The sequence below is a fragment of the Streptomyces sp. NPDC014891 genome (genome assembly GCF_043081085.1).
Lineage (GTDB): Bacteria > Actinomycetota > Actinomycetes > Streptomycetales > Streptomycetaceae > Streptomyces.
Window position 1 is genome coordinate 359,984 of sequence record NZ_JBIBWF010000007.1, and the last position, 21,900, is coordinate 381,883.

The window sequence follows — 21,900 nt, forward strand, 5'->3', positions numbered from 1 at the left end:
TCGCCGGCAATCCGTGGGAACGACATCAGCAGGCGTCAGCAGACAGGAGACCCCCTCGTGACCGTCGTCGGGCCGTTCGGTCTTAGCGTGCGGGACCAGGCTCTCGAGGCCGATGTGCAGACCGGGCTGGCGGCTGTCGAGGCGGGCCTCCTCGATGCCACCAAGAGCGATGTCCCCTTCATCACGGAGGCCGCCCAGCACCTCGTCCTGGCCGGCGGCAAGCGGTTCCGCCCCCTGCTCGTGATGCTCTCCGCCCAGTTCGGCGACCCCTACGCGCCCGGTGTCGTGCCCTCCGCCGTCGTCGTCGAACTCACCCACCTGGCGACGCTCTACCACGACGACGTCATGGACGAGGCCGACGTCCGGCGCGGGGTCGACAGCGCGAACACCCGCTGGGGCAACTCCATCGCCGTCCTCACGGGTGACTTCCTCTTCGCCCGCGCCTCGCACACGCTCGCGGATCTCGGCCCCGAAGCCGTACGCATCCAGTCCGAGGCGTTCGAAAGGCTCGTCACCGGCCAGATCCTGGAGACCGCGGGTCCGCAGGAGGGCCGCGACCCCGTCGACCACTACCTCGACGTGCTGGCCGGCAAGACCGGCTCCCTCGTCGCCGTCTCCTGCCGCTTCGGCGCCATGATGTCCGGCGCCGACGAGAGCGTCGTCGACATCCTCACCCAGTACGGCGAGCGGCTCGGCGTCGCCTTCCAGCTCGCCGACGACGTCCTCGACATCGCCTCCGACTCCCACGAGTCCGGCAAGACCCCCGGCACCGACCTCCGCGAGGGCATCCCGACCCTCCCCGTGCTGCGCCTGCGGGCCGCGGCCGCCGCCCACGGACGCCCCGAGGACCTGGAGCTCGTCGAGCTCGTCGACGGCGACCTGACGGACGACGCCCGGCACGCCGAGGTCCTGCGACGGCTGCGCGCCCACCCGGCCCTGGAGCAGGCCCGCCGGGACACGGTGCGGTACGCGGAGGAGGCCCGCGCCATGCTGGCCCCGCTGCCGGACGGATACGCCAAGGCGGCGCTCGCCGAGATGTGCGACGCCGTGGTGCACCGGGCGGGCTGAAGGGCCCGGGAGCGCTCCGCGCGCGGCTCGGCGACCCCCGGGGCCGCGGTCCGGACGCCGGGACCGCCGCACCGGACCCCCGGGGCCGCGGTCCGGCGGGCCGGTGCGGTCCGCCGTGCGACGGGCCGTCTCAGGGTCGGGTCATCCCGAAGCAGTACGCCGGGTTGATCCCCCGGGCTGACGTTTCGGCCCCTTCCTTTTGGTGAGATGGAGACATCGACCACGAGGGCCCGCGAGGGCACGGAGGCAGGGGAGACCATGGCAGAGACCCGTAAGGCGAGCCGCTACATCGTCCCGGTCGCGGTGGCAGGGGTCGCCGCGGCGACCATCGGCCTCGTCCCGGCGCTGGCGGCGTCCGGTGACCCGGATCTGCCGGAGATCACCGCCCAGCAGCTCATCGAGAAGATCGCCGCCTCGGACACCCAGACGCTGTCCGGCACCTTCCGGATCTCCACCGACCTGGGCCTGCCCCTGGAGGGCCTCACGTCCGGCCTCGGCGGCCTCGCCGGGGGCGCGGGCGGCGGCGCCGGCGGCGCGTCGGCGGACCCCTCGGAGCGGCTGACCCAGCTGATCTCCGGCAGCCACACCCTGCGGGTGGCGGCGGACGGCCCCGACCGCCAGCGGCTCACGCTGCTCGACGGCTCCGACGAGTACAGCCTGATCCACAACGGCGACGACGTCTGGGCCTACGACAGCGCGTCGAAGGAGGTCTTCCACGAGAAGGCCCCCGCGGACGCCCCGGGCGGCCACGACGGCCCGGAGGGCGAGGAGCTCCCCGGCACGCCCAAGCAGCTCGCGGACGAGGTCCTCAAGGCCGCGGGCGACACCACGTCGATCACGGTCGACGGCACGGCGAAGGTGGCCGGCCGCGACGCGTACCAGCTGGTGGTCAAGCCTAAGCAGTCCGGTTCGACGGTCGAGTCGATCAAGATCGCGGTGGACGCGGCGAGCGGCACCCCGCTGAAGTTCACCCTGGCCTCGGTCGAGGGCGGCAAGCCCGTGGTCGACGCGGGCTTCACGAAGATCGACTTCTCGAAGCCGGCCGCCTCCGAGTTCACCTTCAAGGCGCCGGCCGGCGCCAAGGTGACCGAGGGCGGGGCGGAGAAGGAGGCCGGCGAGAAGGGCGACCCGTTCGGCGGGGCGCTGCCCGGCGGCCTGGAGGACGCGTTCGGCGGCCTCGGGCCCGGCCTCGGCTCCGACAAGGGCGGCGTGAACGTCATCGGCGAGGGCTGGACGACGATCGCCAGGATCGACAGCGGTGCGCCGGTGCCCGGGAACGACGAGGCGCCGAAGGAGTTCCAGGGTCTCCTGGACTCCCTCGGCGACAAGGTCACCGGTCCGTTCGGCTCCGGCACCGTCTTCAAGACGAAGATCGTGAACGCGCTCCTCACCGACGACGGCAAGGTCTACGTCGGCGCGGTGACGAAGGACGCGCTGGTGGACGCGGCGAACGCCGGCAAGTAGGTCCTGCGGGGACCGGGTTGGGACCCCGGGCGGGTCGGGGGCTGTGTTCACCGACCCGCCCGGGCGTTCGTGTTCCGCCGGTGCGCGGCGGGGGCACCGCCCCGCCGCGCACGCCGCGGGGCTACGGGAACGTCAGCTTGAAGCTGTTGATGTAGCCGGTGTCGGCCGCGGCCTTGTCCTGGACGCGGAGCTTCCAGGCGCCGTTGGCGACCTCGGAGGAGGCGTTCACGGTGAAGGTCTGGACGATGTTGTCGGCGCTGCCGCCGGAGCGGTTGGAGAGGCTGTAGGCCGATCCGTCCGGGGCGACGAGGTCGACGACGAGGTCGCCGCGGTAGGTGTGGACGATGTTGACGTCGACCTTGAGGGCGGAGGGGGCGTTGCCCGTGATGCCCGTGACGTTGACCGTGGAGGTCACCGCGGCGCCGTTGTCCGGGATGGACACGTCGGCCGTGTTCTCGAAGACCGTGCCGGGCGGCGTGGTCGTACCGCCGGACAGCGCCCAGACCGCGTGCGCGATCGCGTCGCTGTTGCGGTCGAGCGCGGTGTCGTTGATGTTCGACGTCGTATCGCAGGACGAGTGGTAGCAGCGGTCGAAGGCCGTGGCCGTGCCGCCCCACTTCTGCACCTGGGCACTGGACTTGACGCGGCTGGCACCCGTGAAGAGGCCGCCGACGGGGACGCCGACGTTCTTGAAGGAGGCGTGGTCGGAGCGGCCGTCGCCCTCCGTCTCGATCTCCGTCGGGACGCCGAGGCCGGCGAAGTAGTTCTTGAAGGTCGTCTCGATCGTCGGGTCGTCGTCGTAGACGAAGTAGCCCGGGTTCGGCGAGCCGATCATGTCGAAGTTGAGGTAGCCGGAGAGCTTGGCGCGTTCCGTGGCCGGCAGCTGCGACACGTAGTACTTCGATCCGACGAGGCCGAGCTCCTCGGCGCCCCACCAGCCGAAGCGCAGGTGCTTGGTCGGCTGGTAGCCGGAGCGGGCGACGGCGAGGGCGGTCTCCAGGACGGCCGCCGAGCCGGAGCCGTTGTCGTTGATGCCGGGACCCGAGGACACGGAGTCCAGGTGCGAACCGGCCATCAGGACCTGGTTCGGGTCGCCGCCCGGCCAGTCGGCTATCAGGTTGTAGCCGGTGGATCCGCCGGAGGTGAACTGCTGGACGGTGGTGGTGTATCCGGCGGCGTCCAGCTTGGCCTTCACGAAGTCGATCGACGCCTTGTAGCCGGTGCGGCCGTGGGCGCGGTTGCCGCCGTTGGCGGTGGCGATCGACTGGAGGTCCGTCAAGTGCTGCTTGACGTTGGCCAGCGGGATGTCGGGTGCGGCGGCCGCCGCGGCCGGGTTGGCCGAGGCGGTGGTTCCGGTGAGTCCGGCGAGCGCGAGCGCCGCGACGGCGGCGACAGCGGTGGCCTTGGTGACACGTCTGGGCACGGAGATGTTCATCGTGTGGGGGCTCCGGATTCCGAACGGGGATGGGACGGAACGTGCGAGACGCCTCGGGCTCGGGGGCCACGAGGCGTTGGAGCTGTGCGTGTTCATGTACGCGTGCGAAAGCGTGTGCCGTGTTCAGTTGTGTGAGCACCCGGTTGTCCGGGTGATCGGTTGGTCTGATGTTCTGTTGTGCGTGCTGAATGTTCAGTGAGATGTTGACTCTGGGTCAAGAGCGGAAACCGGTCAGGTGCGTTCGCTCACCGGACATCCCAGTCGGCGACGGTCTGCCGCACCCGAGGATCGGGGTCGTGCTCCAACTCCCCGAGCAGGGAGTCGACTCCGGGAGTCGTCCAGGAGGCCACGGCCTCGACGAGGGCGATCCGCACGGCCGGGTCGGCGTGCCGGGCGAGACGCGCGAGGCGGGCCAGCGGCCCGCGTCGCCGCATCCCGTACCAGTGGAGCGCCTCGCGCAGCGCCGCCGTGTCGCCCCGGGCCTCGGCCGCCTCGACCCGGGCCAGCAGCACCCGGGGGGCGGGCGGCGGTCCGTCGAGCGGATGCGGCCGGCGCTCGCCGAGCCTGCGGGCGCCGTAGCCGCCGCGCTCGCGGCAGCCGAAGCAGAGGCAGGGCGGGGTGCCGTGGGCGCCGGGCCGGTAGCGCCAGCCGTTGACCTGGCGCACGGGCCGGATGTGCCGGACCTCGGAGGGGGCGACGGAGCGCGGAAGGAACACCTCCCAGCCCCGGGGGTCGTCGGCGCCGGCGACCCGCCGCACCGCCTCGGCGGCCGACACCTGCGGGGGCCGGTGGTCGCTGTACCGCCCGACGGTCACCGCCTCGTCGTCGGGAAGCCGTACGTGGACGGCGACGAGCCCACGAGGCCCGGGGCGACGGGCGAGCTCGCGCAGCCACTGGTGGGTCAGGGTGTACGAGGGGAGCACGGGGAAGAGGAACACACCGCGCCACCGGTCGTGCCCGGCGGCCTTGAGACCGGCACGACGGATGCGGGCGGAGTGGGCGGCGGGGGTGAGGTGCACGAAGGTCGCCATGGGCGGGAGCGTAGAAGTCCCGGGGGGTGCACTTCGACCGAGTTTCAGCTGGAGGGGGACGGGGCGGGAGCGGGGGTGGGGGTGGGGGTGGGGTTGTCAGGGCCGACGTCGGTCCGGACCAGCGGTGGCTGGTCGATGGACGTCACGGAGGAGCGGAGGAGTGGGGGGATTCTGGTCCATGGGTGGGAGCGTACGGAGGATGCGGGGGTGCGGGGGCGGGAGTGAGGTGTCTGGGGTGACGGTTCAGGTCTGGCTCGGGTGCGGCCGCCCTCTTTCCGAGTGTGGCGGCCTCCACCACCGCGTCAAGGGCGCTCCTTCGTCGCGTCGCTGCGCGATGGGCTGCGCCCACCCTTGACCCGGCGGCGGAGGCCGCCTTTTCACACTCGGAGGGCGGCCGGGGGCGGGGCCGCGCGGGGGCTTCGGGTAGTGGTCGGCCGTAGTGTGCGTCTGCGGGGTTGGTGGGTGGGGGCTTGGTTTGCGGCGGGGGTCGGTGGGCGCGGTCCTGTGGGTTCGGGGTGCGCGGTTGTTGAATGGGGCGGCCCGGCGGCGCTTAGCGGCTGTCCTTCGTCGTTGGGCTGGGACTCAGGCCCCGCTGGTCACTCTTGGTGGGTGGTGGGGTGGAGTCGGCGAGTGTTTCTTGCACTTTCATCGCCCGATAAGGGCGATTCGCCCCTCATGGGGCATCCTTCGGGGCGTGTTACTCGGAGTAGCCCGCAGTTTCATTCGCTCACACCCCACCGGGGGTGACCAGCGGGGCCTGAAGCCCCACCCCGGGCGGCCGGTACTCGCTGAGCCGGACCCCGACCGCCCCATTCAACGACCGCGCACCCCGAACCGGCCGACGGGGTCCCACTCACCCACGCGACGAACAAGCCCCCACCCACCGGCCGTCCGACGCATGCCGACCCGGCCGCTGCCCGGGCCGTGTGCGTGGACCCCGGCCCCCGGACCGCCCTCCGAGAGTGTTTTCGCTCCTGGAGGTGGTGGGTCAAGGGTGGGCGCAGCCCATCGCGTAGCGACGCGACGAAGGAGCGCCCTTGACGCACCGCCGGAAGGAGCGACTCTCGGAAAGAGGGCGGTCCCACCAGAAGCCCGCGAACCCGGCCCACCGCTCGTGCCTTGGGGGCTCCTGCTCACCGGGCGCGGTCCGGATCGAGCCCAGAGGTGCGAGCCGCGGACTTGCGCCGCCTTGCGCTCCGCTACCGCGTGGATCCGTCCACCCAGTTCACGCGTCACGCGCGAGGCGCGAGGCGCGAGGCATGCCGAGAGCGCGCCAGGTATCGAAGTTCGTGCTGTCCGGGGAGGTGCGCCCGTGGGTGCACCCGGACGCACCCCCCTCACCGTTCAAGATCATCAAGGTGCAGAATGACCTGTATGCCTCACTCGAACCTTCCGAAGACGGCCGTGACCGACGACGCCCCGATGATCGGCGGCGTCCTGGCGAGGGCCTTCGGCGACGACCCGATGATGCGCTGGTTCTTCCCCGACGACGCCTCGCGCGAGGCCGGGCTCGGGCGGTACTTCACCACCCTCTTCACCCGCCAGTACGGTCCGTACGGAGTCTGCGAGCGCACCGACTCCGCCGCCGCGTTCTGGGTGTCGCCCGAGGGGCAGGACAAGGCCGTCCCCGACGCCGACACCGTGCGGGAGCTCCAGGAGATCCTCGGCGACCGCGCCGGCCTCTTCCGTGAGGCCGTCGAGGCCGCGGCCGCCCACACCCCTCCGGAGCCCCACTGGTACCTCGCCGTCATCGGCGCCGACCCGGCCGCCCGCGGCCGGGGGCACGGCTCCGCGCTGCTGCGTTCTGGTCTCGCCCGGGCCGACGCGGCCGGCCTCCCCGTCTACCTGGAGTCCTCCAAGCCGGACAACCTCCCCGTCTACGAGCACTTCGGCTTCGTCGTCCTCGGCGAGGCCTCCCTCCCCGGCGGCGGCCCCACCCTCTGGGCCATGCGGCGCGCGCCCCGCGACCCGTCCGGGGGCTGACAGCTCCCGGGGAGGCGAACGGGCGGCGGCCGCGGGCCGCTCAGGCGCGCAGGTGGTCCAGCAGGCCCGCGGGTTCCGGGTACGGCGGCTCGTGCGGGAGCAGGTTCCGGGCCGCCGGCAGGTCGCCGGCGCGGACCAGGTCGCGGACCCGGTGCGCGAGCGGGGTCACGTCCCGTACGGACACCGTCCACTCGTCCGCGTACCGGCGGGACGCCTCGCCCGACAGGCCGAGCTGGAGCGAGCGGTGGGGGAGCGCCCGGAGGTGCGGATCGCGCTCCGGGTCCCACTGGACGCGCGCCGGCGCCTGCCTCAACCGGCTCCGCCAGGCCTCGTGGTCGGGGTGGAGCCCTCGCTCGTAGTGGGACAGGCAGGCGTTCCGCAGGGCCCATTCGAAGCCCTCGCGGGTGATCTCCACGGCGAGGACGGTCTCCTGGCCCTCCTTGGCGCCCCAGCCCGAGCGGTACATCATCCACAGGAACGAGGGCTTGATCCAGGTCATCCGGTCCCGTTTCCAGGCGGCTGGAAATCGCCCTTCGCGGGCCGCGGGCAGGCCGATCGAGGGCGGGTACGCCTGGTAGACGGTGACGGTGCGGTCGGTGTGGAGGGCGCGGACGCGGTGCATCGGCTCGTCGGTGGCCGACCTCGGTTCTTCCATGGGCCCAGGATGGGCCACGGGCCGGGGGAGGGCCACCGGTTTCCCGGCGGCCCGTGGTACCCGTGCCGTTCAGGCCACCGGCGCCGCCTCCCGCGCGTCGTACTCCTCCCGCGCCGCCGCGATCTCGTTCTGGTGCTCCTCGGTCCAGGTGACGAGGGAGCGGATGGTGGTGTGCAAGGTGCCGCCCAGGGCTGTCAGTTCGTACTCGACCCGGGGTGGTACGACCGGGTGGACCGTGCGCTTGACCAGGCCGTCCCGCTCCAGCTGACGCAGGGTCACGGTCAGCATGCGCTGGCTGACGCCGTCGATCTCGCGCTTGAGCTCCGTGAAGCGCAGCACCCGCCGGTCGAGCAGGGCGATGACGAGGAGGGACCACTTGTCGGCCACCCGGTCGAGGATCTGCCGTACCTCGCAGTCCTCCCTGGTGTCCCACTGGAACGGGTCCGGGTCCCCGCCGTCCCCGTAGGTTCCCGCGCAGTGACTCGGTGACTTCGAAGTGCCTTCTTCCATGGCACCAGATGGTCCCGCAGGATGCAGGTGGTTACAAGAGGGAACCGACCCCCACGTCGGTAACCGGCCGGATCCACGTGCCTGTTGAGCCCTTCCCGCGTCCCCGATCCCTGCCCTGGAGGCAGCCGTGTCCATCCGTGCCTGGAGCCTGCTCCTCGTCCTCTGCGGGACGATCTTCCTCGAAGGCATCGACGTCGCCATGTTGGCCGTCGCCGTCCCCACCATCCGTGCCGACCTGGGTCTCGACACCGGCACCGCCGCCTGGGTCATGTCCGCCTACGTCCTCGGCTACGCCGGCTTCACCCTGCTCGGCGGGCGCGCCGCCGACCTCCTCGGGCGGCGCCGGATGTTCCTCGGCTGGCTCGCCGTCTTCCTGGTCTTCTCCGGCCTCGGCGGCCTCGCCGAGGAGGGCTGGACCCTGATCGTCGCCCGCTTCGTGACCGGCGTCGCCGCCGCGTTCATGACCCCGGCGGCCCTGTCGATCATCACCACCTCGTACGCGGAGGGCCCGCAGCGCAACCAGGCCCTGCTGGTCTTCGCCGGCACCGCCGCGGGCGGCTTCTCCCTCGGGCTCGTGATCGGCGGACTGCTCACCCAGCTCGGCTGGCGCTGGGTGTTCTTCGCCCCGGTCCTGCTGGCCGCCGCCATCCTGGTGGCCGCGCTCCGGCTCGTCCCGAAGGAGCCCCGCCCCACCCCGGCGAAGGGCGGCTTCGACCTCGGCGGCGCGCTCACCGCCGCCGGGGCCATGCTCCTCCTCGCGTACGGCGTCGTCCGCCTGGAGCACGGCTTCGAGGGGTGGCAGATCACCGCCGCCGCGGTCGCCGCCGGACTCGTCCTCGCCGGAGCCTTCGTCGCCGTCGAGCGGCGGACCGCCCGCCCGCTCGTCCGGCTCGGGATCCTCCGCAGGGCCTCGCTGATCCGCGCGGACCTCGGCGCCCTGCTCTTCGTCGGCTCCTTCTTCGGCTTCCAGTTCATGGCCACGCTCTACCTCCAGGAGCTGCGCGGCTGGTCGTCCCTCCAGACGGCGCTCGCCCTCCTGGTCATGGGGGTCGACGCGGTCCTCGCGCCGACGCTGACCCCGCGCCTGGTGGCCCGGTTCGGCAACGCGAAGGTGATCCTCGGCGGCTTCGTCCTCGCCGTCGGTTCGTACGCGCTGTTCCTGCCGGTCGGCCCGGACTGGTCGTACGCGGCGATGTTCCCGACGCTCCTCCTGACCGGCCTCGCCTTCGCCCTCGCCTACGGTCCGCTCACCATCGCCGGTACGGAGGGGATCGCGGAGGAGGAGCAGGGGCTCGCGAGCGGGCTCCTCACCACGGCGACGCAGTTCGGCTCGGCGGTCGGCATCGCGGCGGTGACGGCGGTGTACGGGCTCTCCGGCGGCGGTCTCGACGGCTTCCGGGCGGCGCTGGTCGTCCCGCTGGCGATGGTCGCGCTCGGCGCGGTGGTCACCGCGACGGGGCTGGGCGCCCGCCGGGCCGGCCCGGTGGAGCCGGCCGCGGACCTGCCGGACGCCGCCACCAGGGTCACGGTCTGAGGGCTCCCGGCGGGCCCTTCTCGGCCCGGCCGACGCCCGGCCCCGGGCTCCCGGAGACGCCCTCCGGGAGCCCGGGGCCCTCGGACGCCCGGTGGCCCTGCACCGCAGTGCGGCCCGTCGTCACGGCGCCTGGCGGGCCGGTGCGGGGGCCGTGCTCCCGGCTGCCGTGCCCCTGGCACCCGCGTCCCCGGCGGTCGCGTCTACGGCGCGCGTGTCTCCGGCGGCCGCGCCCCCTACGGGCGTCTCCCCGGCAGGCGCGCCCCCGGTCTCCCCCGCGGCCTCCGCGGCCGCCGCCTCCGCGATCGCCCTCGCGGCCTCCATCGCCGCCCTGCTCCGGCGGGCCGTGCGCAGGGCGTCCCAGGTGAGGAGGGTCAGTGCCAGCCACACCAGGGAGAAGCCCGCCCAGCGTTCCGGCGGCATCTCCTCGTGGAAGTAGAGGACTCCGAGCAGGAACTGGAGGGTCGGCGCCAGGTACTGGAGGAGGCCGAGCGTCGAGAGCGGTACGCGGATGGCGGCCGCCCCGAAGCAGACGAGCGGCACCGCGGTGACGATGCCGGTGGCGGCGAGCAGGGCGGTGTGGCCCGCGCCGTGCGAGCCGAAGGCGAGGGTGCCCTGGGTGCCGAGCCAGACGAGGTAGCCGAGCGCCGGCAGGAACTGGACGGCGGTCTCCGCGGCGAGCGACTCCAGGCCGCCGAGGTTGACCTTCTTCTTCACCAGGCCGTACACGGCGAAGGAGAAGGCGAGGATCAGGGAGATCCAGGGCGGCTGCCCGTATCCGATCGCCAGGACCAGGACGGCCGCGAAGCCGATGCCGACCGCCGCCCACTGCGCGGGGCGCAGCCGCTCCTGGAGGACCAGGACGCCGAGGGCGATGGTGACGAGCGGGTTGATGAAGTAGCCGAGGGAGGCCTCGACGACGTGGCCCGTGTTGACCGACCAGATGTAGAGGGCCCAGTTCACGGTGATCACGGCGGCGGCGACCGTGATCAGGCCGAGCCTGCGCGGGCTGCGGACGAGTTCGCCGATCCAGCCCCAGCGGCGCACCGCGAGGAGCGCGATTCCGATGAAGACCAGGGACCAGACCATCCGGTGGGCGAGGATCTCGACCGATCCGGCGGGCTTGAGGAGCGGCCAGAAGAGCGGGACCAGCCCCCACATGCCGTAGGCGCCGATCCCGTAGAGCAGTCCTGCTCTTTCCTCGTTCTCCGTCTTCACCGGACCTCCCGCCCTGTGCCGCGCTGTCCTGTCGAAGGTAGCGCCGCACGGGGCGGATTGTCATGCCCGTACCGCAATACGGTCATGACGGGGTGGAGGCGGGGTTCAGGAGGCGTCCAGGGCCGCGGCGATCGTCACGGCGATCGGGGTGGTCGGGCGGCCGATCAGGCGGGCCAGGTCCCCGGTCCGCAGGGCGAGGGCGCCGTGCTCGGCCGCCCGGTCGACGTCGACCAGGATCTCGGCGAAGGGGGCCGGGACGCCCGCTCCGGTGAGGATCGCGAGGTGGGCCTCGGCGGGCACGGCGCGGTAGACGATCTCGCGGCCGGTCCGGGCGGAGACCTCGGCCGCGTACTCCGCGAGGGTCCAGGCGGTGTCGCCGCTCAGCTCGTACGTGCGGCCCAGGTGCTCCCCGGCGGGGCCGGTGAGGACGGCGGCAGCGGCGGCGGCGTAGTCGGCGCGGGCGGCGGAGGCGATCCGGCCCTCGCCGGCGTTGGCGACGACGGCGCCGTGGGCGAGGACGGGGGCGAGGTTCTCGGTGTAGTTCTCGGTGTACCAGCCGTTGCGGAGGAAGGTGTACGGCACTCCGGAGTCGCGGATCAGCCGCTCGGTGGCCTTGTGCTCGGCGGCCAGGTCGAAGTCGGCCCCGTCGCCGCCGAGGACGCCGGTGTACGCGAGCTGGGCCACGCCCGCCGCCTTGGCGGCGTCGACCACGGCGGTGTGCTGGGCGACGCGCTGCCCGACCTCGCTGCCCGAGATCAGCAGCACCCGGTCGCCGGCCGCGAAGGCTCCGGCGAGGGTCTCCGGCCTGCTGTAGTCGGCGATGCGCAGCTCGATGCCGCGCTCGGCGAGGTCGGCGGCCTTCTCCTTGTCGCGGACGACGGCGGCGACGGAGCCGGCGGCGACGGCGGGGTCGGCGAGGAGGGCGTCGATGACGAGGCGGCCGAGCCGGCCGGTGGCTCCGGTGACGACGATGCTCATGGCGGGTCCTTCTTCGGTGGGGTGCGGTGGGCGATGCACTCACCGTACGTCTGGCGCTAACCTTTCGAAAGTACCCACTTTGAAGTAAGGTACTGGCATGGGAGTAAGTGAGGCACCGGAGATCCGCAGCCTGCTGGCCGAGGCCGACGGCACCATGTGCCCCTCGCGGCTCGTCCTGGAGCACGTCACCAGCCGCTGGGGGGTCCTCATCCTCATCGCGCTGAGCGAGCGCTCCTATCGCTTCAGCGAGCTGCGCCGCAGGGTCGGCGGGGTCAGCGAGAAGATGCTCACGCAGACGCTCCAGACCCTGGAGCGGGACGGCTTCGTCCACCGCGACGCCAAGCCCGTCATCCCGCCCCGCGTCGACTACAGCCTCACCGCCCTCGGCGAGGAGGCCGCAGGCCGGGTCCGGGAGCTGGCCCGCTGGACCGAACGCCGGGTCCCGGAGGTCGAGGCGGCCCGCCTCCGCTACGACGCCGCTCGTCGCGAGAGCGCCACAAACAGGTCCCAATGATGTTGTAGACGGCGCGAGTTGTCGGTCCCGGGCCGTACGATCTGCTCACCGTTCGTGGGGGAATCCGTGAGGGACCGTGGGGGATCTGTGTCGTACGGGGACCGAAGACTGTGGCGTGCCTGCTGTGTCGTACTGGTGGGCGGACTGATGGCGGCCGGCTGCGGCAGCGGCGAGAAACCCGACGGCAAGCGAGGCGGGAGCACCACGGCGGCGGCCCCGACCAAGGCCCCGACCACCGCACCCACCCCCTCGCCCACCCCGACCGAACTCGACTTCACCCCCGACCCGAAGCGGGCGCCCAAGACCGAGGCGGAGGCCCGGCGCCTGGCCCTGGCCGCCGTCGCCGGGCCCGACGCCTGGGCCCCGGGCTACGTCGAGCGCACCCCGCACCTCAGCGACCCGGACTACTGGCCCGTCCTCGGTGCCACCTGCTCCTGGGAGACCGGCACCCGGCCCGCCGACGTCCTCGCCAGCGTCACGGCCTACAGCGAACTCCCCGCCGTCGACGGCAAGGGCGTCCTGCGGGTCGCCGCCACCGTCACCGTCCACCGCACCGAGTCCGACGCCGACTGGGAGATGGCCTCGACCCTCGAAGAGGCGCTGCGCTGCCCCGACCAGAAGCTGCGCGACGGCGAACGGATCACCGGACTCATGTCCCTCGGCAACCCCTTCGGAGTCGGGGGCAACGCCACCGCGGACGACTCCCTCCGCGAAGGCGGCACCTACCTCGACGACGCGGTGAAGGGCGAGCAGTTCTACAGCTGGTACCAGTCCCGGATCGGACAGGTCACCGTCGCCGCCGTCGTCAAGGGCGCCCCCGGATACAGCGAGTTGAACGACGGAGGGACCACCGGCACGAGCCAGGCACAGGTCCGCGCACTCGTCACGATGCTCGATCGCGTCAAGGACGAACTGGAGGTCCAGTCGTGAGCCCCACCGCCCCGCGGCCCCGCCCCGAGCCCGGCGCCCTCCAGCCGCTGCTGCCCTCCGACCCGTCCGCCCTCGCCGGCTACCGGCTCCTCGGCCGCCTCGGCGCCGGCGGCATGGGCGTCGTCTACCTCGGCCGCACCGCCGCGGGTGAGCTCGCCGCCGTCAAGGTCACCCACGCCGACCAGGCCGACCAGCCCGACTTCCGGGCCCGCTTCCGCCGCGAGGTCGAGGCCGCCCGCCGGGTCTCCAGCCCCTGGGCCGTGCCCGTCACCGGCGCCGACCCCGACGCGCCCGAACCGTGGATGGCCACCGCCTTCGTCGCCGGACCCTCCCTCGGCGAGGCCGTCACCGCACACGGCCCGCTGCCCGAGCACAGCGTCCGCCACCTCGGCTGGGCCGTCGCCCGCGCCCTCGCCGCCGTGCACGCGGCCGGACTCGTCCACCGCGACGTCAAGCCGGGCAACGTCCTGCTCGCCGTCGACGGACCCCGGCTCATCGACTTCGGCATCGCCCGCGCCACCGGCGAGACCGCCCTCACCGCCACCGACATGGTCGTCGGCACCCCCGGCTTCCTCGCACCCGAGCAGGCCGAGGCCCGCGTCGACGCCATCGGACCGCCCGCCGACGTCTTCGCCCTCGGCTGCCTCCTCGCGTACGCGGCGACCGCCCGCCCGCCCTTCGGCACCGGCGCCGTGGACGCCCTCATGTACCGGACCGTCCACGACGAACCCGACCTCGCCGGCGTCCCCGACGGGCTGCTCGACCTCGTCCGGGCCTGCCTGGCCAAGGACCCGGCGGACCGCCCCACCGCCGCCGCGATCGGCGTCCGGCTCGTCGAGGACAGCCCCGGTGACGGCGCCGGCTGGCTCCCCGCCCCCGTCGTCCGGACCATCGCCGAACGCTCCGCGCGGATGCTCGCCCTGCCCGAGATCGACGTCACCGAGACGGGTGGCGACACCGCCCCGGCCGCCCCCGGGAAGAGCCGGCGCGGCTTCCTTCTGCTCGCCTCGGGCGCCGCGGTCCTGGCCGTCGGCGGCGGCGCGGCCGCCGTCTGGGCGGGGCGCGGCGAGGAAGGCACCGACGGCAAGGGTGCCGGGAAGACCGTCCCGCCCCGCCCGGCCTGGAGCATCGGCGTCCTCGCGGACCTGTCCGGCGCGGCCAAGGACATCGGCCGTGCCCAGGAGCGCGGCGCGCGCCTGGCCGTGGAGCAGTTCAACGCCCGCAAGGACAAGCCCTTCACGCTCGGTCTGAAGGTCGTCGACGACCGGGGCGACGCGGGCCGCGCCCTGGTGAGCGCCCAGGCGCTCACCACCGACCCGGGCGTCCTCGCCGTCCTCGGTCCCACCACCGACGCCGTCGCCCAGGCCGTCATCCCCGCGTTCGAGGAGGCCGGTATCCCGCTGATCACCGTCTCGGCCGGCTACAACCTGCTCACCCTGCGGGCGGGTGGCGCCCAGAACGAGACGGTCCTGCGCCCCATCCCGAACCACATCAGCGCGGGCACCTACCTCTCCTTCGCGGTCACGCAGCTGCCCGGCATCCGGCGCCCCGGAGTCCTGGAGGACCGCACGGAGGACCACTACAGCTGGCAGTCCACCGGCGGCGTGCGCTTCGGCTTCGGGCAGGCCGGCATCGCCCCGCACTTCCGGGTCGTCCCGGCCCGCGCCGACGCTGCCGCGTACCGCAGGGTGCTCGGCGAGATGGTCGGCGCCGGCATCGACGCCTACGTCCACTGCGGAATCACCGAGACCGCCGTCCACGCCGCCCGTGCGCTCGCCGAACTCGGTTTCACCGGACCGCGGTTCACCGGCCAGGCCGTCTTCGGCCAGGAGTTCCTCCGCCGGGCCGGGACCGCCGCCGAGGGCTGGTTCGTGTGCGCGCCGGTCGTCGACCCCACCGCGGAGAAGACGGCCGCGCCCTTCGTCGCCGCCCACCGCAAGCGGTTCGGGACGCCCCCCGCGTACTACGCGGGCGAGTCGTACGACGTCGTCACCATGACGGTCAAGGAGCTCGCGGCCCGGGCGAAGGCGTCCGGCAAGCCGGCCCGCAAGGGCCTGTGGGCGGCGCTGCGCAAGCAGAAGTACACCGGGGTGATGGGCGGTTACCACTTCAACGAGTTCGGCGACCTGGGGATCGGGGGCACCTTCGTCTACGGGGTGCAGAACGGCGCGTACAAGCCGATCGGCGCCGCGCCCCTGCTGCCCGCGAAGCCCGAGAACGACACGAAGGCCTGACCCGTGCAGCCGCTCCGGAAGGCCGACCCGTCGACGCTCGCCGGCTACCGCCTCCTCGGGCGGCTCGGCGCCGGCGGCATGGGCGTGGTCTACCTCGCCCGTACCGCCGGCGGGGGGCTCGCCGCGCTCAAGCTCATCCGGGCCGAGCACGCCGCCGACCCCGGCTTCCGCGAGCGGTTCCGCCGCGAGGCGCGGGCCGCCGAGCGGATCACCGGCCGGTGGGTCGTCCGGGTCCTCGGATCCGACCCGGAGGCCCGGGAGCCGTGGCTGGCCACCGAGTACGTGCCCGGGCCCTCGCTCGCCGAGGCGGTCGCGCTGCACGGCGCCCTGCCCGAGGCGACGGTACGCGCCCTGGGGGCCCGGCTGGCGTCCGCGCTCGCCGACATGCACGGGGCCGGGCTCGTCCACCGGGACGTCAAGCCGGGCAACGTCCTGCTCGCCCTCGACGGGCCCCGGCTCATCGACTTCGGCATCGCCCGGTCCGCCGGGGCGACCGCCCTGACGGCCACCGACGCGATGATCGGCACCCCCGGCTTCCTCGCCCCGGAGCAGGCGAGGGCCGCGGGCGCCGCCGAGGTCGGCCCCGCCAGTGACGTCTTCTCGCTGGGCTGCGTCCTCGCGTACACGCTGACCGGGGAACGGCCCTTCGGCACGGGCGGGGTGGCGGCCGTGGTCTACCGCACCGTCCACGAGGCGCCCGCGCTCGACGGGGTGCCCGCCGTACTGCTTCCGCTGGTCGCCGCCTGCCTCGCCAAGGACCCGGCGGACCGGCCCGCGGCGGCCGAGGTGCGGGCCGCGCTGGGCGGCGCGGACGGTCCGGCCGGGGACTGGCTGCCGCCCGGGCTGCCCGCGCTCATCGCCCAGCGCTCCTCACAGGTCCTCGACCTGCCCGTCGCCGAGCCGACCGTGCTGGTGGCCCCGGAGCCCCGGGGGCCGTCGCGCCGCCGTGTCCTGGTGGCGGGCTCGGCCGCCGCCGTGGCGGGGGCCGGCGGGCTGACCGCCTGGCTGCTGAGCCGCGCACCGGGCGGGACGGGAGCGGGTAGGGGAGGGACGGGCGGCGCCCCGCTCGACACGTACACGATCGGTGTCCTCACGGATCTCAGCGGCCCCAGCAGGACGGACGGCCGGGGGCAGGAGCGCGGGATCCGGCTGGCCGTGGAGGAGTTCAACGCCCGCCCCGACCGGCCCTTCGACGTGCGCCTGCGGGTCGAGGACGACGGCGGCGAGCCGGACCGGGCCAGGGCCGCTGCGCTCGCCCTGGCGAAGGTCCCCGGTCTCGTCGGGGTCCTGGGGCCGACGCTCACGCCGACCGCCGTCGCGGCGGGCGACGAACTGACCGCGCGCGGGGTGCCGCTGGCGAGCGTGGTCGCCGACGTCCCGGCGGGGCAGATGAAGGGACAGGAGACCCGGACCACCTACTTCCAGCCGCGCAGCGTCCACGACCTGATGACGGTGCCCTTCAGCCGCTATCTGACCGAGCACGGCGCGGTGCGGACCGCCGTCGTCGAGGACCGGGACGCGGGCGAGTACAGCTGGTTCGCCGCCGGGAACCTGAGGCGGTACCCGCCGTCGGGGGATCAGGGCGGGACCGTGACCGTGCACGGGGTCGAGGCGGACGACGAGGACTTCGGCCCCGCCGTGCGCGCCGCGCTCGCGACCGACCCGCAGGGCGTCATGTACGTGGGGTCGTCACCGCGCCGGGCCGCGCTGTGCGCCAGGGCGCTGCGCGAGCAGGGGTACCGGGGGCCCCGCGGCAGCGTCGAGCACGTGCTCCGGCCGGAGTTCCTCACCGCCGCCGGAGCGGCCGCCGAGGGCTGGTACTTCGGTACGGGCTACGCCGATCCCGACGGGCTCCCGAAGGCGAAGCGGTTCGCCGCCGCGTACCGGAAGCGCTGGGGACTCGCGGGGACGGCCCCCGTCGACCGGTTCGCCACGGAGGCCTACGACCTCGCCCACTGGGTCTTCCAGGCGACGCGCGCGGCGGCCGCCAACAACGCCGAGTCGGTGACCTCGGGCGTCCGCAACGGCCTGGCGCAGACGCCGTACCAGGGACTCGTGAAGACGTACTCGGCGCAGGCGAACAAGGACACGCCGACCGCCCTCCTCGGGCTCTTCCTGTGGCAGGTGAAGGGCGGGGTGCCCCGCTTCCTCGGCTCGTTCGACGAGGCGGCGCGCAAGGGCACGTGAGAGGGGCCCGGTCCGTGTGCACGGACCGGGCCCCGACCTCGCGCGGGCGCGCTATCCGACGACCGTCCACGTGTCGTTGCCCGCCAGCAGCTGGCTCAGGTCGCCCTTGCCGTGCCGCTCCAGGGCCGTCTCCAGCTGGTCCGCCATCAGGGTGTCGTACACCGGGCGCTCCACCGACCGGAACACCCCGATGGGGGTCTGGTGGAGGGTGTCCGGGTCGGCGAGGCGGGACAGCGCGAAGGCCGTGGTGGGGGTGGCCGCGCGGGCGTCGTGGACCAGGATCCGCGACTCGTTCTCCGGGGTGACCGCGACGACCTGGAGGTCGCCGGTGGCCGGGTCGCGGACGACGCCCTTGCCACCGTCGGCGCCGAAGCGGATCGGCTGCCCGTGTTCGAGGCGGATGACCGCCTCCTGGGCCAGGTCCTTGTCCTTGAGGACCTCGAAGGCGCCGTCGTTGAAGATGTTGCAGTTCTGGTAGATCTCGACGAGCGCCGTGCCGTCGTGGTCGGCGGCCTGCCGCAGGACCTCGGTGAGGTGCTTGCGGTCGGAGTCGACGGTGCGGGCCACGAAGGAGGCCTCCGCGCCGAGCGCGAGGGACACCGGGTTGAAGGGGGAGTCGAGGGAGCCCATCGGGGTCGACTTGGTGATCTTGCCGACCTCGGAGGTGGGGCTGTACTGGCCCTTGGTCAGCCCGTAGATCCGATTGTTGAAGAGCAGGATCTTGAGGTTGACGTTCCGCCGGAGGGCGTGGATCAGGTGGTTGCCGCCGATGGAGAGGGCGTCGCCGTCGCCCGTGACGACCCAGACGGAGAGGTCGCGGCGGGAGGTGGCGAGGCCGGTGGCGATGGCCGGGGCGCGGCCGTGGATCGAGTGCATCCCGTAGGTGTTCATGTAGTACGGGAAGCGGGAGGAGCAGCCGATGCCGGAGACGAAGACGATGTTCTCCTTCGCCAGGCCCAGCTCGGGCATGAAGCCCTGGACGGCGGCCAGGACCGCGTAATCACCGCAGCCGGGGCACCACCGCACCTCCTGGTCGGACTTGAAGTCCTTCATGGACTGCTGCGCCTCGGCCTTGGGGACCAGGTTCAGCAGCGTCTCCGTGGGCTCACTCATCGATGGCCTCCTTGAGAGCGGCGGCGAGCTGCTCGGCCTTGAACGGCATGCCGTTGACCTGGGTGTGGCTGCGGGCGTCGACGAGGTACCTCGCCCGGACGAGGGTGGCGAGCTGCCCGAGGTTCATCTCGGGCACGACGACCTTGTCGTACCGCTTCAGGACCTCTCCGAGGTTCTTCGGGAAGGGGTTGAGGTGCCGCAGGTGGGCCTGGGCGATGTGACCGTCCTCGCGGCGGATGCGGCGGACCGCGGCCGTGATCGGCCCGTAGGTGGAGCCCCAGCCGAGGACCAGGGTCCGTGCGCCGTCCGGGTCGTCGACCTCGATGTCGGGGACGTCGATGCCGTCGACCTTGGCCTGCCGGGTGCGGACCATGAACTCGTGGTTGGCGGGGTCGTACGAGATGTTCCCGGTGCCTGCCTGCTTCTCGATGCCGCCGATGCGGTGTTCGAGGCCGGGGGTGCCGGGCACGGCCCAGGGGCGGGCCAGGGTCTCGGGATCGCGCTTGTACGGCCAGAAGACCTCGGTGCCGTCGGCCAGCTCGTGGTTGGGCCCGGTGGCGAACTGCGTCCGGAGGTCGGGGAGTTCGTCGACGTCCGGGATCCGCCAGGGCTCCGAGCCGTTGGCCAGGTAACCGTCGGAGAGCAGGAAGACCGGGGTGCGGTACGCGAGGGCGATCCGGGCCGCCTCGATCGCCGCGTCGAAGCAGTCGGCGGGCGTCTTCGGGGCGACGATCGGGACCGGTGCCTCGCCGTTGCGGCCGTACATCGCCTGGAGCAGGTCGGCCTGCTCGGTCTTGGTGGGCAGCCCGGTCGACGGGCCGCCCCGCTGGATGTCGACGATCAGCAGCGGCAGCTCCAGGGAGACCGCGAGGCCGATCGTCTCGGACTTGAGCGCCACTCCGGGCCCCGACGTGGTCGTGACGCCGAGCGCTCCGCCGAACGCGGCCCCCAGGGCCGCGCCGATGCCGGCGATCTCGTCCTCGGCCTGGAAGGTGCGGACGCCGAAGTTCTTGTGCCTGCTGAGCTCGTGGAGGATGTCCGAGGCGGGCGTGATGGGGTAGGAGCCCAGGTAGAGCGGCAGGTCCGCCTGGCGCGCGGCGGCGACCAGACCGTACGAGAGGGCCAGGTTCCCCGAGATGTTCCGGTAGGTGCCGGTGGGGAAGGCCCGGGTCGCGGGGGCGATCTCGTAGGAGACGGCGAAGTCCTCGGTGGTCTCGCCGAAGTTCCAGCCGGCCCGGAAGGCGGCGACGTTCGCCTCGGCGATCTGCGGCTTCTTCGCGAACTTCTGCCGCAGGAAGGCCTCGGTGCCCTCGGTCGGACGGTGGTACATCCAGGAGAGCAGCCCGAGTGCGAACATGTTCTTGGAGCGCTCGGCCTCCTTCCGGGACAGGCCGAAGTCCTTGAGCGCCTCGACGGTCAGCGTGGTCAGCGGCACCGGGTGGACCCGGTAGCCGTCCAGCGAGCCGTCCTCCAGGGGCGAGGTCGTGTAGCCGACCTTGGCCATGGCGCGCTTCGCGAACTCGTCGGTGTTGACGATGATCTCGCCCCCGCGCGGCACGTCCCCGATGTTGGCCCTGAGGGCGGCGGGGTTCATCGCGACCAGCACGTTCGGGGCGTCGCCCGGCGTCAGGATGTCGTGGTCGGCGAAGTGCAGCTGGAAGGACGAGACGCCCGGCAGGGTTCCGGCGGGTGCCCGGATCTCGGCCGGGAAGTTCGGCAGCGTGGAGAGGTCGTTCCCGAAGGACGCCGTCTCCGAGGTGAAGCGGTCACCCGTCAGCTGCATGCCGTCCCCGGAGTCACCCGCGAAGCGGATGATCACCCGGTCGAGACGGCGCACTTCCTTCTCGGTGCCGTGGTGCGGCTTCGCCGGGGCGCTGCGCTGCTCCCCGAGCAGGGCCTCACCGGCCTCGCTACTGACCTGGCTGGTCACTGAACTGGACCTCCCTCGCGGCAAGGGGACTCTCCGCCGGAGGCGGGAGAGGGCTCGGGGCGCGGTCGGCCGATCACCGTCCGTCCCCAGGGCCCACCCTACGACGGCAGGGAGGGCCCTCCCGGGACTTCTCGCATCTCGGACCTCTTTTTGAGACGCCCACTTGCCCTGAATCATCACGTTCTGTCGCCACCCGGAGTGTTCCGGAAAGCCGGATTCCGCCTCATTCTCTGGTTCCGGGCCCCCTGGAGGGCCGTCGCCGGCCGTCCTCCGGCGCGCGGAGTCCGGCCGACCGTCCGCCCGATAACTGACAGGGTGTCAGATGATCAGGATTTCAGATACGTCAACACCGCCAGTACCCGCCGGTGATCGCCGTCACTCGGCGAGAGGCCCAGCTTCAGGAAGATGTTGCTGATGTGCTTCTCCACCGCGCCGTCGCTCACGACCAGCGCCTTCGCGATCGCCGAGTTGGTCCGCCCCTCCGCCATCAGGCCGAGGACCTCCCGCTCGCGCGGCGTCAGGTTCGCGAGCACGTCCTGCTGCCGGCTCCGGCCGAGCAACTGCTGCACGACCTCCGGGTCGAGCGCGGTGCCGCCGCCGGCGACCCGCACCACGGCGTCCACGAACTCCCTGACCTCGGCGACCCGGTCCTTCAGCAGGTAGCCGACGCCCCGGCTGGAACCGGCCAGGAGTTCGGTGGCGTACTGCTCCTCCACGTACTGCGACAGCACGAGCACACCGAGCCGCGGGTGCTCCTTCCGCAGCCGCACGGCCGCCCGGACCCCCTCGTCCGTGTGCGTCGGCGGCATCCGCACGTCGGCCACGACCACGTCGGGCAGCGCGCCCTGGTCGGCGAGCCCGGCCACGGTCTCGACCAGCGCCTCACCGTCCCCCACACCCGCGACCACCTCGTGCCCGAGGTCGGTGAGCAGCCGGGTCAGCCCCTCCCGCAGCAGCACCGAATCCTCCGCGATGACCACCCGCACGCGCCCGACCCCTTGATCCACACCCACGCCCAACAGCCCCCACGTCTCGCCGACCGAATACTTCCTGTGACTCGGCCAGCATCGCAGGGTCGCCTCGCCTCGTGCCCGTTCCCGGCAGGAGGCCCGTCACCTC

17 protein-coding genes are annotated in these 21,900 nt (G+C 73.1%); 8 read left to right on the forward strand and 9 right to left on the reverse strand.

Annotated features, from left to right (window positions below; all coding sequences use genetic code 11):
* Positions 1 to 57 precede the first annotated feature (57 nt).
* A complete protein-coding gene (locus ACF09E_RS22335) occupies positions 58 to 1,068 on the forward strand; it encodes a polyprenyl synthetase family protein (protein WP_388792624.1) in 1,011 nt (336 codons plus the stop codon).
* Between the two features lie 258 nt (positions 1,069 to 1,326).
* Positions 1,327 to 2,532: an outer membrane lipoprotein carrier protein LolA gene (locus tag ACF09E_RS22340; RefSeq protein ID WP_392206684.1), complete on the forward strand. Its 1,206-nt coding sequence runs from the start codon at positions 1,327 to 1,329 to the stop codon at positions 2,530 to 2,532.
* A gap of 121 nt (positions 2,533 to 2,653) precedes the next feature.
* Here ACF09E_RS22340 and ACF09E_RS22345 read toward each other — a convergent pair whose 3' ends face one another.
* Both ACF09E_RS22345 and ACF09E_RS22350 read right to left on the reverse strand, forming a co-directional pair.
* On the reverse strand, positions 2,654 to 3,967 hold the full coding sequence (locus ACF09E_RS22345) for a M28 family metallopeptidase (RefSeq protein WP_392206685.1): 1,314 nt from the start codon (positions 3,965 to 3,967) through the stop codon (positions 2,654 to 2,656).
* A 245-nt stretch (positions 3,968 to 4,212) separates the two neighbouring features.
* Positions 4,213 to 4,998 carry a HEAT repeat domain-containing protein gene (locus ACF09E_RS22350; RefSeq protein WP_392206686.1) on the reverse strand — a complete coding sequence of 262 codons (786 nt, stop codon included), beginning with the start codon at positions 4,996 to 4,998 and terminating at the stop codon, positions 4,213 to 4,215.
* Between the two features lie 1,365 nt (positions 4,999 to 6,363).
* Here ACF09E_RS22350 and ACF09E_RS22355 point away from each other — a divergent pair.
* The gene (locus tag ACF09E_RS22355; protein ID WP_392206687.1) at positions 6,364 to 6,981 is read left to right on the forward strand and encodes a GNAT family N-acetyltransferase; all 618 of its coding nucleotides are present in this window, start codon (positions 6,364 to 6,366) and stop codon (positions 6,979 to 6,981) included.
* Positions 6,982 to 7,021: 40 nt separating this feature from the next.
* Here the strand turns inward: ACF09E_RS22355 and ACF09E_RS22360 are convergent, their stop codons facing one another.
* Positions 7,022 to 7,636 (reverse strand): DUF4291 domain-containing protein, encoded by a 615-nt coding sequence (locus ACF09E_RS22360; RefSeq protein WP_392206688.1) that lies wholly within the window; start codon positions 7,634 to 7,636, stop codon positions 7,022 to 7,024.
* Positions 7,637 to 7,705: 69 nt separating this feature from the next.
* A complete protein-coding gene (locus tag ACF09E_RS22365) occupies positions 7,706 to 8,146 on the reverse strand; it encodes a winged helix-turn-helix transcriptional regulator (RefSeq protein ID WP_392206689.1) in 441 nt (146 codons plus the stop codon).
* Between the two features lie 127 nt (positions 8,147 to 8,273).
* Between ACF09E_RS22365 and ACF09E_RS22370 the strand changes: the two genes are divergently transcribed.
* The gene (locus ACF09E_RS22370; RefSeq protein WP_392206690.1) at positions 8,274 to 9,680 is read left to right on the forward strand and encodes an MFS transporter; all 1,407 of its coding nucleotides are present in this window, start codon (positions 8,274 to 8,276) and stop codon (positions 9,678 to 9,680) included.
* A gap of 120 nt (positions 9,681 to 9,800) precedes the next feature.
* Here ACF09E_RS22370 and rarD read toward each other — a convergent pair whose 3' ends face one another.
* Together rarD and ACF09E_RS22380 are read right to left on the reverse strand one after the other, a co-directional pair.
* Complete coding sequence (gene rarD, locus ACF09E_RS22375) at positions 9,801 to 10,895, reverse strand: EamA family transporter RarD (protein ID WP_392206691.1); 1,095 nt, start codon at positions 10,893 to 10,895, stop codon at positions 9,801 to 9,803.
* Positions 10,896 to 11,000: 105 nt separating this feature from the next.
* Complete coding sequence (locus ACF09E_RS22380) at positions 11,001 to 11,873, reverse strand: SDR family oxidoreductase (RefSeq protein WP_392206692.1); 873 nt, start codon at positions 11,871 to 11,873, stop codon at positions 11,001 to 11,003.
* A 97-nt stretch (positions 11,874 to 11,970) separates the two neighbouring features.
* Between ACF09E_RS22380 and ACF09E_RS22385 the strand changes: the two genes are divergently transcribed.
* From ACF09E_RS22385 to ACF09E_RS22400, 4 genes are all read left to right on the forward strand, one after another.
* Positions 11,971 to 12,387, forward strand: a complete 417-nt coding sequence (locus ACF09E_RS22385) for a winged helix-turn-helix transcriptional regulator (protein WP_392206693.1) — start codon at positions 11,971 to 11,973, stop codon at positions 12,385 to 12,387.
* 135 nt (positions 12,388 to 12,522) lie between these two features.
* Positions 12,523 to 13,317 carry a hypothetical protein gene (locus ACF09E_RS22390; protein ID WP_392206694.1) on the forward strand — a complete coding sequence of 265 codons (795 nt, stop codon included), beginning with the start codon at positions 12,523 to 12,525 and terminating at the stop codon, positions 13,315 to 13,317.
* Positions 13,314 to 15,551 (forward strand): bifunctional serine/threonine-protein kinase/ABC transporter substrate-binding protein, encoded by a 2,238-nt coding sequence (locus ACF09E_RS22395; RefSeq protein ID WP_392206695.1) that lies wholly within the window; start codon positions 13,314 to 13,316, stop codon positions 15,549 to 15,551. Before ACF09E_RS22390 ends, ACF09E_RS22395 begins: the two co-directional genes overlap by 4 nt.
* A gap of 3 nt (positions 15,552 to 15,554) precedes the next feature.
* Positions 15,555 to 17,738, forward strand: coding sequence for a bifunctional serine/threonine-protein kinase/ABC transporter substrate-binding protein (locus ACF09E_RS22400; RefSeq protein ID WP_392206696.1), 2,184 nt, complete (start codon positions 15,555 to 15,557; stop codon positions 17,736 to 17,738).
* A gap of 51 nt (positions 17,739 to 17,789) precedes the next feature.
* Here ACF09E_RS22400 and ACF09E_RS22405 read toward each other — a convergent pair whose 3' ends face one another.
* From ACF09E_RS22405 to ACF09E_RS22415, 3 genes are all read right to left on the reverse strand, one after another.
* Positions 17,790 to 18,851, reverse strand: coding sequence for a 2-oxoacid:ferredoxin oxidoreductase subunit beta (locus ACF09E_RS22405; protein ID WP_392206697.1), 1,062 nt, complete (start codon positions 18,849 to 18,851; stop codon positions 17,790 to 17,792).
* Positions 18,844 to 20,781: a 2-oxoacid:acceptor oxidoreductase subunit alpha gene (locus tag ACF09E_RS22410; protein ID WP_388792650.1), complete on the reverse strand. Its 1,938-nt coding sequence runs from the start codon at positions 20,779 to 20,781 to the stop codon at positions 18,844 to 18,846. The genes ACF09E_RS22405 and ACF09E_RS22410 overlap by 8 nt, the downstream gene beginning before the upstream one ends.
* A 326-nt stretch (positions 20,782 to 21,107) precedes the next feature.
* A complete protein-coding gene (locus ACF09E_RS22415; protein ID WP_392206698.1) occupies positions 21,108 to 21,767 on the reverse strand; it encodes a LuxR C-terminal-related transcriptional regulator in 660 nt (219 codons plus the stop codon).
* Between the last annotated feature and the right edge of the window lie 133 nt (positions 21,768 to 21,900).